The sequence below is a fragment of the Sorangium sp. So ce1014 genome (genome assembly GCF_051521505.1).
In the GTDB taxonomy this organism is placed as follows: domain Bacteria; phylum Myxococcota_A; class Polyangia; order Polyangiales; family Polyangiaceae; genus Sorangium.
In genome coordinates, this window is record NZ_CP150356.1 from 2,219,939 (window position 1) to 2,236,048 (window position 16,110).

Annotated in this window: 12 protein-coding genes; 11 read left to right on the forward strand and 1 reads right to left on the reverse strand. The window is 72.1% G+C overall.

Going from position 1 to position 16,110, the window contains the following annotated elements:
- The first annotated feature begins 88 nt into the window (after window positions 1–88).
- From pssA to WME75_RS08480, 8 genes are all read left to right on the forward strand, one after another.
- Window positions 89–907: a CDP-diacylglycerol--serine O-phosphatidyltransferase gene (gene pssA, locus WME75_RS08445; RefSeq protein ID WP_437488266.1), complete on the forward strand. Its 819-nt coding sequence runs from the start codon at window positions 89–91 to the stop codon at window positions 905–907.
- Window positions 908–989: 82 nt separating this feature from the next.
- The gene (locus WME75_RS08450) at window positions 990–1,391 is read left to right on the forward strand and encodes a hypothetical protein (RefSeq protein WP_437488269.1); all 402 of its coding nucleotides are present in this window, start codon (window positions 990–992) and stop codon (window positions 1,389–1,391) included.
- 221 nt (window positions 1,392–1,612) lie between these two features.
- Complete coding sequence (locus WME75_RS08455; protein WP_437488272.1) at window positions 1,613–2,524, forward strand: cytochrome C assembly family protein; 912 nt, start codon at window positions 1,613–1,615, stop codon at window positions 2,522–2,524.
- Window positions 2,525–2,529: 5 nt separating this feature from the next.
- A complete protein-coding gene (hemA, locus tag WME75_RS08460; protein WP_437488275.1) occupies window positions 2,530–4,122 on the forward strand; it encodes a glutamyl-tRNA reductase in 1,593 nt (530 codons plus the stop codon).
- Window positions 4,123–4,126: 4 nt separating this feature from the next.
- Window positions 4,127–5,023, forward strand: a complete 897-nt coding sequence (gene hemC / locus WME75_RS08465; RefSeq protein ID WP_437488278.1) for a hydroxymethylbilane synthase — start codon at window positions 4,127–4,129, stop codon at window positions 5,021–5,023.
- Between the two features lie 81 nt (window positions 5,024–5,104).
- Complete coding sequence (locus WME75_RS08470) at window positions 5,105–6,703, forward strand: glycoside hydrolase family 57 protein (protein WP_437488281.1); 1,599 nt, start codon at window positions 5,105–5,107, stop codon at window positions 6,701–6,703.
- A 483-nt stretch (window positions 6,704–7,186) separates the two neighbouring features.
- Window positions 7,187–8,488, forward strand: coding sequence for an efflux RND transporter periplasmic adaptor subunit (locus tag WME75_RS08475; RefSeq protein ID WP_437488284.1), 1,302 nt, complete (start codon window positions 7,187–7,189; stop codon window positions 8,486–8,488).
- 43 nt (window positions 8,489–8,531) lie between these two features.
- Entirely contained in the window at window positions 8,532–11,759 is a 3,228-nt protein-coding gene (locus WME75_RS08480; protein ID WP_437488287.1) for an efflux RND transporter permease subunit, read from the forward strand.
- A gap of 75 nt (window positions 11,760–11,834) precedes the next feature.
- On the opposite strand, the gene WME75_RS08485 is transcribed toward WME75_RS08480, so the two are convergent.
- Window positions 11,835–12,989: a S1C family serine protease gene (locus WME75_RS08485; protein ID WP_437488290.1), complete on the reverse strand. Its 1,155-nt coding sequence runs from the start codon at window positions 12,987–12,989 to the stop codon at window positions 11,835–11,837.
- Between the two features lie 115 nt (window positions 12,990–13,104).
- Here WME75_RS08485 and WME75_RS08490 point away from each other — a divergent pair, with 115 nt between their 5' ends.
- From WME75_RS08490 to WME75_RS08500, 3 genes are all read left to right on the forward strand, one after another.
- Window positions 13,105–14,814, forward strand: coding sequence for a DUF885 domain-containing protein (locus WME75_RS08490; RefSeq protein ID WP_437488292.1), 1,710 nt, complete (start codon window positions 13,105–13,107; stop codon window positions 14,812–14,814).
- Window positions 14,815–14,898: 84 nt separating this feature from the next.
- A complete protein-coding gene (locus tag WME75_RS08495) occupies window positions 14,899–15,411 on the forward strand; it encodes a hypothetical protein (protein WP_437488295.1) in 513 nt (170 codons plus the stop codon).
- 259 nt (window positions 15,412–15,670) lie between these two features.
- Window positions 15,671–16,090 carry a hypothetical protein gene (locus tag WME75_RS08500; RefSeq protein WP_437488297.1) on the forward strand — a complete coding sequence of 140 codons (420 nt, stop codon included), beginning with the start codon at window positions 15,671–15,673 and terminating at the stop codon, window positions 16,088–16,090.
- The last annotated feature ends 20 nt before the right edge of the window (window positions 16,091–16,110 follow it).

Here is a 16,110-nt window from a genome sequence, read left to right on the forward strand (position 1 = left end):
TAACCTTCCAGGGCCCCGCGTCTGCGCTTCGGCGCTTGCGTTGGTGGTCTCTGCGGCGATAGCCTGGCCTGCCTGAAAGGGAGGCGGCATGATCCGGAAGCGACGGCGGTTCGAGCTCAGGAAGACGCTGTTTCTGCTTCCGAACCTGATCACGCTCTCATCGATATTCTGCGGCTTCGACTCGATCCGGCGCTCTGCGACCGCGCAGTCGGAGGATGACTTTTACCGCGCCGCCCTGCTGATCGTCTTCGCGATGTTCTTCGACACCCTCGACGGGCGTGTCGCGCGGATGACGAAGACCCAGAGCGCCTTCGGCCTGCAGATCGACTCGCTGGCCGATATCGTTTCGTTCGGCGTGGCGCCGTCGATGCTCGTGTACCAGTGGACGCTGCACCGCTTCGATCTCGCGGGGCTGCTCGTCGCGTTCATCTTCACGGCGTGCGGCGCGGTCCGGCTGGCGCGCTTCAACGTCCTTTCCATGGGCGAGGCGGGCAAGCCCGCGAAGCCCTCGAAGTACATCGTCGGCCTGCCGATCCCGGGCGCGGCGGGGATCCTTGTCTCGATCGTGGTGGCGAACCACGCGGCCGCCGGCGAGATCGGCGGCGAGCGCTACGCCTCGGCGATCCTCGTGACAACGACGATCCTGTCGCTGCTGATGGTCTCGACGATCCGGTTCCGCTCGTTCAAGGATCTCCGGCTCAACGTCCGGACGGTGCTCTTCGTCGCGTTCGCGGTCGGGTCGAGCGCGGTGATCTCGACGCAGCTGCAGCCTGCGTTCGTGCTCGTGTGGCTGCTTGGCTTCTACGTGCTGCTCGGGATCTTCGAGTCGCTCTGGCACCTGCCGGCGCGCCTCCGCGGCCTGCCGCGGGACTCGGTGCCTCCGCCCAGGGTGCCCCCTCCGGCCTGACGCGTGCCTGGCCCGGGGCCATCCCTTGCCGACGGCGTCGCGGTCCAACCGCTCGGGCCTGTTTTTGAGTAGACTGCGCGCGATGAAGAACCGCGTGTTCTTTCCGCAGGCCGCGCTCGACGACTGGATCGCGAGCGACCGCGTCGATCTGAACAACGACGAGCTTCTGATCAAGACCGAGGGCCGCCGCTACAAGATCATCGAGGCGATCCGCGTCCTCCGCGAGGTGACGGGCTCGGCGGACATCCACGAGGTCCTCGGCAGGGTCAAGACGCGCGCGTTCCTGCGGGAGCTCGGCGCGGAGATCCTCGAGGGGTCCATGATCATCGGCGACAACGCGTACGACGTGATCCCGGGGTTCATCGGCGCGCCGGTGGGCACGTTCGCCGAGCACCGCAAGGCCGCGACGGCGTCGATCGCGACGAACAGCAGCCTGACGAGCGACGAAGAGCTCCTCGCCGCGTTCCTGACGAGCGAGATGTAGCGACACCGCTTCACGTCGCGTCGGCGCCTCGGTCGGGGGCGCATCGGTGTCCCTGATCGGGGCGCACCGGCGCCCCTGACGCAGCGGCGCGCCGGCGGTCGGGGGCTCCCGTCCGCGCATGAACCGGCTCTTCCGCGCCATCGGGTCGGCTCCGACGAGAGTACGCCTCCGCCTTCGAGGCCGGCGGGCCATCCCCGGTGAGGCACGCTATAACGGGGGCCATGCCCGAGGTCATCTCCGGGATCAGCTTTGCGCTCGCGCTGCTGTTCTACGGTGCCGCCAGCGCCCTGTTCTTCTTCGACGTCGCCCGGAGCCGCACGCGGCTCCCCTCCGCGGGCGACCTCGCGGGCCTCCTTGGCGGTCGGGTGCACGTCCACGACCCCACCGCGCGGCCGAGCTCTGCCGTCGTCGTCTCCGTTTCGCGGCACGCGCCCCTGCTGCTCGGCCTGGGCGCCCTCGGACACGCGACCTACGTCACGATCGCCAGCTTCGTCGCGCGCGTCTGCCCGGTCCACTCGGTTCACTTCATGCTTTCGGTCGCGTCGCTCCTCGCGATCGCCGTTTATCTCATCGCCCGCCGCCGCTTCCGCATCGACGCGCTCGGCCTCCTCATCGGGCCGCTCGGGCTCGCCTTCCTGCTCGGCACCTTCTTCCTTGGAAAGCCGCACCCCGAGCCGAAGCTCAGCCCGCTGTTCATCGCGGCCCACGTCATGGCGAACCTGCTCGGGATCGCCCTCTTCCTCCTCGCCGGCGCCTCCGCCGCGCTCTACCTCGTCCAGGAGAAGCGGCTCAAGCGGAAGCGGCACGTCGAGCGCATGGGCAGCCTCCCGCCGCTCGACACCCTCGATCGCGCCGTCCACCGCTTCCTGAGCGCCGGCTTCCCCTTGCTGACGCTCGGCATCGTCACGGGGACGTACTGGGCGCACCAGCTCGAGCTGGGCAACACCGACGAGGTGATGCGCGCCATCTTCGGCTACGCCACGTGGCTCCTCGTCGCGCTCGTGCTGCTCCTGCGCGCCGCCGCGGGCTGGCGCGGTCGCCGCGCGGCGTACGGCACCATCGCGGGGCTCGCCTGCGCCGCGGCGGTGCTCGTCATCTATCTCGTCCGCCCCGCCCCGGGGCTCGGAGGCTAGCGCCGGTGATCTTCGTCGGGCTCTCCCACAAGAGCGCGCCCATCGAGGTGCGCGAGCGGCTCGCGATCGGGCGGGACCAGCTCCCCGAGGTGCTCGCGCGCCTCACCGCGCACCCCGCCATCGGGGAGGCGCTCGTGCTCTCCACCTGCAATCGCGTCGAGGTCTACGCCTCACCGCGGCAGCAAGCGCCCGCGCTGCCCCGCCCCGGCAGCGCCTCGCCTCCGCCCGACGACGAGCTCCCGCTCGAGAACGAGGCGCTCCGCGCCGCCGTGGCGGTGCTCGTCGGCATCGGCGGCGATGGCGTCCGCGGCCACCTCGCCGGCCGCGTCGGCAGCGACGCCGTCCTCCACCTCTTCCGCGTCGCCGCCTCGCTCGACTCGATGGTCGTCGGCGAGCCGCAGATCCTCGGGCAGATGAAGGAGGCCATCGAGATCGCCCGCGGGGCGAGGACCCTCGGCGTCAAGCTCGGCCGCGCGGCCCACCGGGCGATCAAGGTCGGCAAGCGCGTGCGCACCGAGACGGCGATCGGCGCGGGCCAGGTCTCGGTCTCCAGCGTCGCGATCGACCTCGCCCGCCAGATCTTCGCGGAGCTCGCCGGCCACACGGCGCTGCTCATCGGTGCCGGCGAGATGGCCGAGGCCGCCTCGAAGCTCCTCGTCCGCGCCGGCGCCCGCCTCGTCGTGGTCAACCGGAGCCTGGATCGCGCGGCCGCGCTCGCGCGCGAGGTCGGCGGCGAGCCCCGCCCCTGGGCGGAGCTCGAGCGCTCCGTCATCGACGCCGACATCGTGATCTCGTCGACCTCGAGCCCGAGCTACGTGGTCTCGCCCGACCTCGTCCGCCGGGCCCGCAAGGCCAGGAGGGGCAGGAGCCTGTTCCTCATCGACATCGCGGTCCCGCGCGACATCGACCCTGCCGTCAACAAGCTCGACAGCGTCTATCTCTACGACGTCGACGACCTCTCGCAGATCGTGGCGCAGTCCGTCGAGGGGCGCGCCGCCGAGGCGACGCGGGCCGAGGCGATCGTCGCGGACGAGGCGCACGCCTTCGAGACGTGGACGCTCGAGCGCGCCCTGACGCCCGCGATCGTGGGCTTGCGGGCCCGCACCCGCTCCATCCTCGTGGCCGAGGTCGAGCGCAGCCTCGCCGGCAAGCTCCGTCACCTCGGCCCGGCCGAGCGCCAGGCCCTCGCGCTGATGGTCGACGCCGCCACGAACAAGCTGCTCCACGTGCCCACCACCCGCCTCCGCGCGATGGCCAGCGATCCCCGTGTAGCGGAGCACGTCGACTCGCTCCGCGAGCTCTTCGACATCGACGGCGCGCCGGCCGAGAGCGGCGCCGCGGCGCTCGCCGAGGGGGAGCTGCGCGGCGCCGCGGACGGCCCTCCCACGCCGCGGTCTGCCCGCGGGGCAGCGCCGCCCGCCTCCGGCGCTCGCAACGGCGCATCGCCCCGGCAGGCCGAGCCGTGCCCTCAGGCCGCGGAGGACAACGGCCTCTACGCCCGGCAGCCCGGCGCGCGCCCCCAGCCCGCCGAGGCCGGCGTCATGGCCGTGGCGAATCCAGCCGCGGCCGTGCGCGCAGCTGGGTTAAAGGGAGCGTGACCCCATGGAGCTCACCCTCGCCACGCGCCGCTCGGCGCTCGCCCTCGCCCAGTCCCGCGCCTTCGCTCGTTCCCTCGAGGCGGCGGTGCCCGATCTCACCCTCCGCGAGCTCGAGGTGGTGACCTCGGGCGACAAGACGCAGGATCGCTCGCTCCAGGACATCGGCGGCAAGGGGTTGTTCATCAAGGAGCTCGAGGAGGCGCTGCTCGACCGGCGCGCCGATTTCGCGGTCCACTCGATCAAGGACGTCCCCGCCGAGATCGCCCCGGCGCTCTGCCTCGCCTGCATCCCCGCGCGGGAGGACCCTCGCGACGTGCTCGTCACCCGGAGCGGCGCTCCGCTCGCGGAGCTGCCGGCGGGCGCCCGGGTCGGCACCTCGAGCCTCCGCCGGGCGGTCGCGCTGCGCGAGGCGCGCCCGGATCTCGTGATCGAGCCGGTCCGCGGCAACGTCGACACCCGCCTCCGCAAGGTGTTCGACGGGTCGTTCGACGCCGTGGTGCTGGCGCTCGCCGGCCTGAAGCGGCTCGGCATCGAGGGCCGCGCCACCGAGGTCCTGTCGCCCGAGGTGTCGCTGCCGGCGATCGGCCAGGGGGCGCTCGGCATCGAGTGCCGCGCGGAGGACGCCGACGTGCGCGACGTCCTGGCGGCGCTCGCGGATCGCGAGACCACCGTCTGTGTCACGGCGGAGCGAGCCGTGATGGCGGCCGTGGAAGGCAGCTGCCGGACGCCCGTGGCCGCCTACGCGATGCGTGACGGCGACGCGCTCTGGCTGCGGGCGTTCCTCGCCGAGCCCGACGGCTCCCGGCTGCGGCGGGCGGAGCGGCGCCTCGCGTGGCCCGGAGACGCGCGCGAAGCCGCGCGCCTGGGAGAGGATCTCGGGGTGGAGCTCAAGCAAGGCTGAGGCGCGTTCGCCCCGCGCTTCCCACGCCGGCGCGCCCGTGCGAGGCCGGACCTGCCGGCGGTCTCCCGCCGCCCAGCGCTCATGCCGGGCTACGTCGCCCTCGTCCTCCACGCCCACCTGCCGTACGTGCGCCACCCCGAGCACGCCCGCTCGCTGGAGGAGCGCTGGTTCTTCGAGGCGCTCTGGGAGTGTTACCTCCCCTTGCTCGGCGTCCTCGATCGCCTCGCTGCCGATCGCGTCGTCGCCCCGCTGACCCTCTCCGTCTCGCCGTCGCTCCTCGCGATGCTGCGCGACGAGCTCCTCCTTCGCCGGTTCGAGGATCACCTCCGCCGACTCGCCGCGCTCGCCGCCCGGGTCGAGGCCCGCTTCGCCGGGAGCGGCTTCGCGGCGGCCGCCGCGCTCTACCGCGCGCGGCTCGCTGACGCGGCGAGCGCCTGGGAGGCGCTGGACGGCGATCTCCCGGGCGCCCTCTTGCGCCACGCCGGGGCGGGCCGCGTCGAGCTCCTCACCACCGCCGCGACGCACGCCTACCTGCCCGGCCTGCTCCCCACGCCGGCGTCCATCCGGGCGCAGCTCCGGCTCGGCCGCCGCGCCTTCGCGGCCCTCGCCGGCGCGCCCGAGCCGCGCGGCTTCTGGCTGCCCGAGTGCGCTTACGCGCCCGGCATCGACGCCGATCTCGCGGCGGCCGGCGTCCGCTTCACCGTGCTCGACGCGCACGCCCTCACGCTCGCCGCGCCGCCTCCGTCCGCCGGCGCCTCGGTCCCCGTGCTTTCGCCGGCCGGCGTCGCGTGCTTCGCGCGCGATCGCGACAGCGCGCGTGAGGTCTGGTCGCGCGACGCCGGCTACCCGGGCCACCCGGCCTACCGCGAGTTCTACCGCGACGTCGGGCTCGACCTCCCCGAGCGCGAGCTCGACGGCGAGATCGGTCCCGGCGGCACCCGGCTCATGACCGGCCTCAAGCTCCATCGCGTGACAGGGCCTGGCCCCGACAAGGCGCCCTACGACCCGGCCCGCGCGTCCGCGCAGGCGCGCGCCCACGCCGCGGAGTTCGTGGCCCGCCGCGAGGCCGCGCTCGCGTCGAGCCGCGGCGCGCCGGCCCCGCCCATCCTCGTGGCCCCGTACGACGCCGAGCTCTTCGGCCACTGGTGGCTCGAAGGGCCCGAGTTCCTCGACCACGCCCTGCGCCGCCTCGCGGCCTCGGACCGCGCCGTCCCGATCGCGCTCGGCGCGTACCTCGAGCGCCACCCGCCCGTGGAGGTCGTCGCGCCCGCCGCCTCGACGTGGGGCGAAGGCGGGTTCGGCGCGTTCTGGACGGGCCCGAGCGCCGCGCCCCTGTGGCGGCACGCCCATCACGCCGAGCGCGCGGTGCTCGGGGCGCTCTCGCGCTGCCGCGGCGCAAGCGGACTACCCGGCCGCGCGCTGGACCAGGCGATCCGCGAGCTCCTCCTCCTCCAGTCGAGCGACTGGGCGTTCATGATGTCCGCCGGCGAGATGGTTCCCTATGCGGAGGCGCGCGCCCGCGCCCACGCGGCCCGTGCCCGCCGGCTCGCGAGCCTGGCCCAGCAACCCACGGCCGCTCCCGCCGACGTCGCCTGGCTCGACGCGCTCTGCAGGCTCGACCCTTTCCTCGCCGAGCTCACGGGCCCTGCGCTCCAGGACGCCTTCGACCCGTGGCCATGAGTCGCGTTCCCACCCTGTCGCCCCGTCTCCTGACATCTCCGGCGGCGAGGGACTGAACAGCTCGCGGAAACAGCGAATCTACTTGTACTGAAATATTCTGTGACGGAATTTGTCGTGGCAGCTGGCCGCTCGCCCCGTTGCGCAGCACCATTGCGCTCGCGCAGGTCGCTGAGGTCGAGGTCGCGGAATCGCGGCGCCACGGAGGGCGCATCCACGCGGCGGCTCGGCGCTCGGCGCCGTCTTTCTGGATGATGACCGGCGATTCACCGGGTCGTTTCATTGCCGAGCGTCGGCCGGCGCCGCCTTGACCACGGCGTGAAGCACGTTTTCCTCGGCCATGGCGGCATAAAGTGCGAGAGGGACGGAGACATTGCCCGGAGCACCCCCTTGATGACCGGCCGGTCAGCACCCTACTGTGGTGACCGCCAGCTTTGCTCCTGGACCGCACCGGCAGGCGCTGGCAAAGAACCGGGCGAACTCCCCATGACACATCCTCCTTGCGGACCCGAGCACCGTATCGCTCGAAGGGCCTTCGGCGCTCGTAGCGCCGCCTCGATCCACTCCCGCGCCGCCGTCATCGCGGCGCTGCTCGCGGCGCTCGCGCTGCCCACGCTGGCCGCTTGCCGCCGCGCGGACGCGGACGCGCAGCCGTCGGCGGCGCGCGACACCGCCGCGCCTCGCGAGAAGCCTGCCGTGCGCTTCGGGAAGGTGACCGCGCGCCCGCTCGCGCAGACGCTCGACGTCAGCGGCACCCTCGTCGCCGACGAGCGCAGCGAGGTGGCCACCCAGGTCGCCGGCTCGGTCGTGAGCGTCGCGGTCGACGTGGGCTCCCGGGTCAAGAAGGGCGATCCGCTCGTCGTGCTCGACTCGCGCAACGCCGCGCTCCAGTCGCAGGCGGCCTCCGCCGCCGTGGCGCAGGCCCGGGCCAAGCTCGCGCTGCAGGAGGGCGCGTCGCCGAAGGGGATCGATCCCGACCAGGTGCCGGAGGTCCGGGCCGCGAAGCAGAGCATGGAGCTCGCGAAGTCCGAGGCGGATCGCGTGAAGCAGCTCTTCGATCAGGGCGCCGTCGCCCAGTCGACCTGGGACTCGGCGCGCACGCAGGCCCAGAACGCGGCCGCGCAGTACGAGGCCGCGGTCAACGGCATCCGCGCGACCGTCGCTTCGCTCACGTCGGCGCAGGCGCAGGCGGGGCTCGCCTCGAAGTCGGTGTCCGACACGACGGTGCGGGCGCCGTTCGACGGCGCCGTCGCCGAGAAGCGGATCAGCGTCGGCGAGTTCGCGAGCCCGGGCCGCGTGGTGGCGGTCGTGGTCCGCGACAACCCGCTGCGGCTCCAGATCGACGTGCCCGAGGGGGACATCGCGGCCATCGAGATCGGCAAGCCCGTCAGGGTCTCGGTCGCCGCCTTCCCCGACCGCACGTTCCCGGGCGTCGTGAAGCGGATCGGCGCGAGCCTCAGGGCCTCCTCGCGCACGCTGCCCGTCGAGGCCGAGTTCGACAACAGCGAGGGGAAGCTCCGGCCCGGCCTCTTCGCGCAGGGGCAGCTGGCGCTGACCGGCGAGTCAAGAACGGCGCTCCTCGTGCCCGAGCCGGCGGTCGGCACCTCCGGGACGAGCGCGCGCGTGTTCGTGAGGACCGGCGATCGCGTGACGGAGCGGCTGGTCAAGACCGGCCGCAAGATCGACGGCCTCGTCGAGATCATCGGTCCGCTCGCCGAGGGGGATGAGGTCGCGATCGACAAGGTGAGCGAGCTGGCGGACGGCATCGAGGTCGCGGCGGCGCAGTGAGCCGAGCGCACGCGCATCTCATTACTTAGGAAAGGTAGCGACCATGCAATGGCTCGCGGCAATCTGCATCCGTAGGCCGGTGTTCGCCTCGGTGATCGTCCTGCTCCTGACCGTGCTCGGGGCGTTCTCCTACTTCGGCCTCGGCGTGGATCGGTTCCCCAAGGTCGAGTTCCCGTTCATCGTCGTGACGACGGTCCTCCCCGGCGCGGCGCCCGAGGAGGTGGAGACGGAGCTCTCGGACAAGATCGAGTCGGCGGTCAACACCATCAGCGGCATCGACGAGCTGCGCTCCGCGTCGGTCGAGGGGCTGAGCCAGGTCATGATCTCCTTCCAGCTCGAGAAGGACGTCGACGTGGCCGCGCAGGAGGTCCGCGACAAGGTCGAGGGCATCCTCGCGGAGCTCCCGGAGGGCATCGACCCGCCGATCGTGGGCAAGCTGGATCCGGACGCCGCCCCGATCCTCACGCTCGCCGTCTCGTCGCCGAAGGCGAGCGTCCGCGAGGTGACCGAGTTCGCCGACAAGACGCTGCGGCGCGAGCTGGAGTCGCTCGCCGGCGTCGGCCAGGTGCTGCTCATCGGCGGCCGGAGCCGCCAGATCAACATCTGGATCGATCCGGAGAAGCTCGAGAAGTACGCGCTGACCGGCGGCGTGGTGACCCAGGCGCTGGCGAGCCAGAACGTCGAGATCCCCGCCGGCCGGATCGAGCAGGGCGGCAGGGCGCTCACCCTGCGGACGCGCGGCCGCGTGCAGTCGGTCGAGCAGATGGCGGACATCGTGCTCGTGGACCGCGACGGCTACTCCGTCCGGCTCGGCGACGTCGCCGAGGTCCAGGACGGCATGGCGGAGCCGGAGTCCGCCGGCTTCCGCGGCCTCGATCCCGCCGTGCTCCTCAGCATCCGCAAGCAAAGCGGGACGAACACCGTCGAGGTCATCGACGGGCTGAAGGCGCGGATCAGCGAGGTCGAGAAGCGCCTGCCCCCGGGCTACCAGATCGTCATCGCGCGCGACCAGTCGGAGTTCATCAAGAACTCGGTCAACGCCGTCAAGGAGCACCTGGTGCTCGGCGCGGTGCTCGCCGCGATCATCGTCGCGCTCTTCCTCGCGAACGTCCGCAGCACGCTCATCTCCGCGATCGCCATCCCGACGAGCATCATCTCCACGTTCGCCCTGATGAAGGTGGCGGGCTTCACGCTCAACGGGATCACGCTCCTCGCGCTGACGCTGGCGGTCGGCATCGTGATCGACGACGCGATCGTCGTCCTCGAGAACTGCTACCGCTGGATCGAGGAGAAGGGCGCGAGCCCGTGGGAGGCGGCGCTCCAGGGCACGCGGGAGATCGGCCCCGCGGTGCTCGCGACGACGCTCTCGCTGGTCGCGGTGTTCGTCCCCGTCGCGTTCATGAGCGGCATCGTCGGCCGCTTCCTGAACTCGTTCGGCCTCACCATGGCGTTCTCGATCATTGTCTCGCTGATCGTGAGCTTCACGCTGACGCCGATGCTGTCGGCGCGGTGGCTGAGGAAGCCGGAGAAGCACGACGCCGGCAGCTCCAAGGAGTCGCGCTTCTACGGGCCGATCGAGCGCGGCTACATGGCGCTCCTCCGCTGGTCGATGGCGCACCGCTGGGTGATCGTGCTCGCCTCGGTCCTCGCGCTGCTCTCGATCCCGGTGCTGGGCGGCCTCGCGAAGTTCAACTTCCTCCCGATCGAGGACGAGTCGCAGTTCCAGGTCAGCATGCGCGCGCCCGAGGGCGTGAGCCTCGACGGGACGCGCGTCATCGCCGCGCGGCTCGCCTCGGACCTCGAGAAGCTCCCGGGCGTGCTCTACACGCTGACGACGATCGGCGACGATCCGCAGAAGACGCCGAACCTCGCCAACATCTACGTGAAGCTCAAGACCGCGGACGATCGCGAACTGTCGCAGCAGGACCTCATCGATCGCGCCCGGCGCGAGCTCCAGCCGAGGTTCGATGCGGAGAAGCTCCGGGCGAACATCGGCCCCGTGCCCGCCTTCTCCGGCGGCCAGAGCACTCAGATCGCGTACCAGGTGCAGGGCCCCGACCTCCAGCGGATCGGCCAGTACTCCGACACGCTGCTCCAGAAGCTCAAGGCGATGCCGGGCGTCGTCGATCCGGACACGTCGCTGCTCGTCGGCAAGCCGGAGATCCGCGTGCTCATCGACCGGAAGAAGGCCGCCGATCTGGGCGTCCAGGTCGGCGACGTGGCCACCACCCTGCGCCTCCTGGTCGGCGGGTACAAGGTGTCGACCTACAACGAGGGCGGGGAGCAGTACGAGGTGCGCGCGCGCGCGCTGCCGAGCTTCCGCTCCGACAAGGAGGGCCTCGCGAAGATCACGGTGCCGTCGACGAAGCTCGGCGCGGTCACGCTCGACAACGTGGTGACGTTCGCCGAGGGGACAGGGCCGTCGCGCATCGAGCGCTACAACCGCCAGCGGCAGGTCATGCTGACCGCCAACCTCGAGGCGGGCTATTCGCAGCAGACGGTCGTCCAGGAGCTCGACAAGGCCGCGTCGCAGCTGAACCTGGCGTCCGGCTACTCCGCCGGGCCCGTCGGCGCGTCGAAGGAGCTCGTCAAGATGATGAAGAGCTTCCTGGTCGCCCTGCTCCTGTCGCTGGTCTTCATGTACCTCGTGCTCGCCGCGCAGTTCGAGTCGTGGCTGCACCCGATCACGATCCTCCTGTCGCTGCCGCTGACGGTGCCGTTCGCGTTCATTGCGGTCATCATCTTCCGGCAGTCGCTCAACATCTTCTCGCTGCTCGGCATCGTCGTGCTGTTCGGCGTCGTGAAGAAGAACTCGATCCTCCAGATCGATCACACGATCAAGCTGCGCGAGCACGGCTTGCCGCGCGCGCAGGCCATCCTGGAGGCGAACCGCGACAGGCTCCGGCCCATCCTGATGACCACGCTCGCGTTCGTGGCCGGCATGATCCCGCTCGTGGCCTCGAGCGGCGCGGGCTCGGGCACGAACCGCGCGACCGGGTTCGTGATCATCGGCGGGCAGACGCTGGCGCTCCTCCTGACGCTGCTCGCGACCCCGGTCGCCTACTCGCTGTTCGACGACATGTCGTCGTGGTTGAAGCGGGTCCTGCCCTTCATGCGGGGCAGCGACGACCAGGGCGCGCCGCGCGGGGCGGGGGAGGGCGGCGTCGCTCCGGCGGGGGACGCGGGCGTCGCGGCGGGGCCTCACGGCGCCGCGGCGCGCGCCGCGATCGCGCACGAGGGGGGCCGTCCGGCGGGGGCCCACCTCGACTAGCCGCGCCGCCTGGCCGCGCTCCGGGGCCGCGGCGCGCCGCGCCCGGCCCCCGGAGCGATCGCGACGCGTCGCCGCTCAGCCCGCGTCGCCGTTCACCTTGCGCAGGATCACATCCAGCAGACCGTCGAACGCGTCGCGCATTGCCCAGGCCTGGGCGGCGTTGTCGTCGAGCCTGGCGGCCTTGCGGCGGCCCTCGGCGAGCGCCTGCTTCGGGCCCCTGCACGCGGGGCCGAGCCGGCGCTCCATGTCGAACGAGGCGCCCTCGTAGATGTGATAGCAGGACGCGAAATCCCCCTGGTTGTAGAGGGGCGAGCCGACCTGGATCGCGCCGTCCATCGTCCGCGCCAGCACGAGGAGGTCGCCCTCGGTGCAGCCGCGGAGGACCGCGAGCCGGTGGTGGGGCACCGCGCGCTTGACCGCCGGCAGCGCTTGCTCGTCGTCGGCCGTCTCGGCCGCGAACGTCGAGAGCGGGACGGGGTCGGGGTGCACGAGCAGCTTCTTCAGGTAGTCGGCGGGCACGCCGAAGTTGAGGTTCTGCCCCTGCGTCGCGACCGCGGCGGCGACGCCGATCACCTCGCCGCGCTCGTTGAACAGCGGTCCGCCCGAGGAGCCCGGCGCGATCGGCGCGGAGATCTGCAGCAGCGTCAGCGCGGGGTCGACCACGCGGACCGCGCTCACGAGGCCGTTCGACACGGTGTCCGCCAGGCCGAGCGGATGGCCGATCGCCACGACCGGGTCACCGGGGCGGACCGCGCGGCTGTCGCCCAGGGACAGCAGCGGGAGCCTCCGCGGCGCGTGGATCCGGACGATCGCGAGATCCCGGTCCTCGTCGAACGCGAGCACCTCGAGCACCGGGTGCTCGCTCTGATCCCAGAGGACCACCTTGAGATCCGAGATCCCGGCGATGACGTGGTAGTTCGTCGCGATCCAGCCGTCCTCGCGGACGAGGAAGCCCGCCCCCAGCGAGCCGTCGCCGCGGATCGTGACGACCGCCGGCGTGGCGCGCGCCGCGATCTGGGCCGGGGTCATCGCCGAGGGCTGCGACGCCGTGCTCGCCGGCTGGCCGCCTGAGCCGGCGCTGCAGCCGAGCGCCGCGAGCGCCGCCGCGGCGAGCAGCCCGGAGAGGCGCGGCCAGCGGGGCCGTCGCTGGGGCCGGGGATGGGGGGGAGGAGCGGCGCTGGAGCGCCCATCGTCGTCATGGAGCTCGCCTGGCAGGCTGCGGTGGTTCATGTCGCTCCCCGGGGCCGCCGCGTGAGCGGCCTCCCTCCAGCAAGCGTAACGAAGACCCGACGGATCGTCTCGCGTGCACGGAGAAAATCCCGGCGTGGCCGCCTATGCTGTCGCGGTGAGCCAAGACCACGACGCGCGCGATCCGATCTTTGCCCTCAGCAACGAGTTCGTCGACGCCTTCGCCGCACAATGTCCTGCCCATGCCACCCTGGCGGGCATCCCCTGCGATGACGGCGCCTGGAACGACTGGAGCCCGAGCGGCGCGGCGTCCTGGGCTTCGACGGTCGCGTCCTTCCAGGAGAGGCTCCGGTCGCTGCCGCCGCCTGGGCGCGGGGCGGAGGCGCGGTGGGGTCGCCTCGCACGCCGTGTGATGGCCGATCACCTGGACGAGCGGCTCGACGATTTCCGTCACGGCGAGCACCTGCGCGACCTCAACAACATCGAGTCGGCGTTCCAGCACCTCCGGATGGTCTTCGACCTCATGGACGTGCGCAGCGCCTCCGGCTGGGAGGCCATCGCGTCGCGCCTCGAAGGCCTCCCGCAGGCCTGCGACAGCTACCGGGCGTCGCTGGAGGAGGGGCGCCGGGCAGGCCAGGTCGTCGCGCGCCGCCAGGCGCGCGCCGTCATCGAGCAGGCCCGCTATCAGGTGGGCGAGGCGTCGTTCTTCCTCACGTTGCCCGCCGCCTACGAGGCCTCCGGCTGCGCCACGGACGCCGGCCGCGCGCGCCTCGCCGCCGGGGCCGAGCGGGCGCGCGCCGCCTTCGGGACGCTCGCCGGCTACCTGGAGCAGACGTACCTGCCGAGCGCGCGCGCCGCGGATGCGGTGGGCGAGGAGCGCTACCTGCGCCTGACGCGCCGCTTCCTCGGCGCGAGCATCGATCCGATCGAGACCTACGCCTGGGGGTGGTCCGAGGTGCACGACATCGAGGCCCGGATGGAGCGCCTCGCTGGCGAGATCCTCCCCGGCGCGTCGTTGCCCGAGGTGATCGAGCTGCTCAAGACCGATCCCGCCCGGTGCGCGCACAGCGCCGACGAATTTCTCCGGATCATGGCCGATCGCCAGCGGAAGGCGCTCGCCGAGCTCGACGGCGTCCATTTCGACATCCCCGCGCCCATCCGTCACATCGAGGTGAAGCTGGCCCCGCCGGGCGGCGCGCTCGGTGCGTACTACGTGCCCCCGAGCGACGGCTTCAAGCGGCCCGGCACCGTCTGGTACGCCCCTGGCGCGAGGCAGGAGTTCCCTCTCTACGAGGAGATCACCACGGCGTACCACGAGGGATTCCCCGGCCATCACCTGCAGTGCGCGCTTCAGGTGCACCTCGACGACCGGCTGAGCCGGCTCCACCGCTTCCTTGTGACGTACTCCGGTTACGCCGAGGGGTGGGCGCTCTATGCCGAGCAGCTGATGTACGAGCTCGGCTATTTCGAGCGCCCCGATTACGTGCTCGGGATGCTCTCGGGCAAGCTCACGCGCGCCTACCGCGTCGTCCTCGACATCGGCATGCACCTCGAGCTGCCGATCCCCCGGCACGCCCCGCTCCACGCCGGCGAGCCGTGGCGCTACGAGACCGCGGTCGAGTACCTTCACCGCCGGGCCTTCCTCGCGCCGGAGCACGCGCACAGCGAGGCGACGCGCTATCTCGGCTGGCCGGGGCAGGCGATCTCCTACAAGGTCGGCGAGCGGGTCGTCCTGGAGCTGCGCGAGGCGCTGCGGCGCCGGCAGGGCGAGGCCTTCGATCTGAAGGCGTTTCACGCCAAGGTGATCGGCTCCGGGTCCGTCGGGCTCGACCACCTGCGCGAGCTCGTCCTCGACGACGCGACCTGATCGCGCCTTGGGCGTGCCTCGCCCGCGTCGCGGCTCGACGCGCGGTCGCGAGCGTGCCAATCGAGGCGGGTGAGCTCTCCCCCCGTGAGCGAGACCCCCGAGGCGCGGCCGAGCGGCTCGGACCTGTGCACCGCGTGCGGCCTGTGCTGCACGGGGCTGCTCTTCGACGTCGCGCCGCTCGAGGAGCAGGAGCTCCCGCTCGCCGAGAAGCTGCGCCTGCCGCTCGCGTGCAACCAGTACCACGACGCCTTCAGGCTGCCGTGCCCCTGCCACCTCGACCGGCGGTGCACCGTGTACGAGACGCGCTTCTCCGTGTGCAGCAGCTACGAGTGCGGCCTGCTCCGGCGCTGCAAGGCCGGCGAGGTGCCGCTCGGCGAGGCGCTGTCCCGCATCGAGCGCGTGCTCCGCCTGACGGACGCCGTGCGCCGGCGCGTGCCCCCGCTGGATCCTCCGCGCCCGCTCTGGGACGAGGCGCGCGAGCACCTCCGCCGCCGTGACGCCGAGGACGTGTCTCCGGCGTGGCGGAGCGAGCGGGAGTCGCTCGTCGCCGGGCTCGCCGAGCTCAGGGTCGCTTGCAGGGAAGGGCTGGATCCGTAGCGCCGGCGGCGCTGGAGAGGTCGCCAGGACGCGGAGAGCGCGAAACGGTGTTTCCGGAGCTCGCTCGGGTTCGAGCCGCAGATCGTTCTACCGTGCTCCGGCGGATCTCACTTCGCCGCTCTCTCTCGAAGGCGGCGCCCCGACTCCCGTGCTTCGTTCTGGTCGAGCGCGATTCGTCCTCGACTTCGCGCGTCGCGCCGCGAGCCGGCGGGCTCGTCCGGGCCTCCCGGTGGCTGGCTCCGCGCCGTATATACAGCTGATGGAACCGAAGATCCGCCGGATGACCAACAAGTATTCTGCCATCACTGCAGTGACGAGCTTCGTCACGCAGCCCATTCCCGGCGCAGATGAGCTGATCGTGGTTCCCATTCATTACTACTTTTCCGTGTCGCTGACGCGGGCGCGGGGCGCGCCGCTCCTCGGGGCTCCGTGGCTTCAGGTGAGCAAGATCATCTGGGGCGGAGCTGCCGTGCGGCTCTTCGCCAACTTCACGCTCGGCCTCGTCCCGGTCGCCGGTCTCTTCTCCAACGCGATCACCGCCATCGCCTTGACCGAGCTCCTGGGTCGCTACCTCGACGGAGCGCTGAGCAGCTCGGCGCCTCCTCCCCCCGTCTCCATGAGGACCCTCCGGGACGCGGTTCAGGGGCAGCGCCAGGCGTCGAGAGCCCAGCCTATCTGACCCGCGATCCGCCGCGTCGC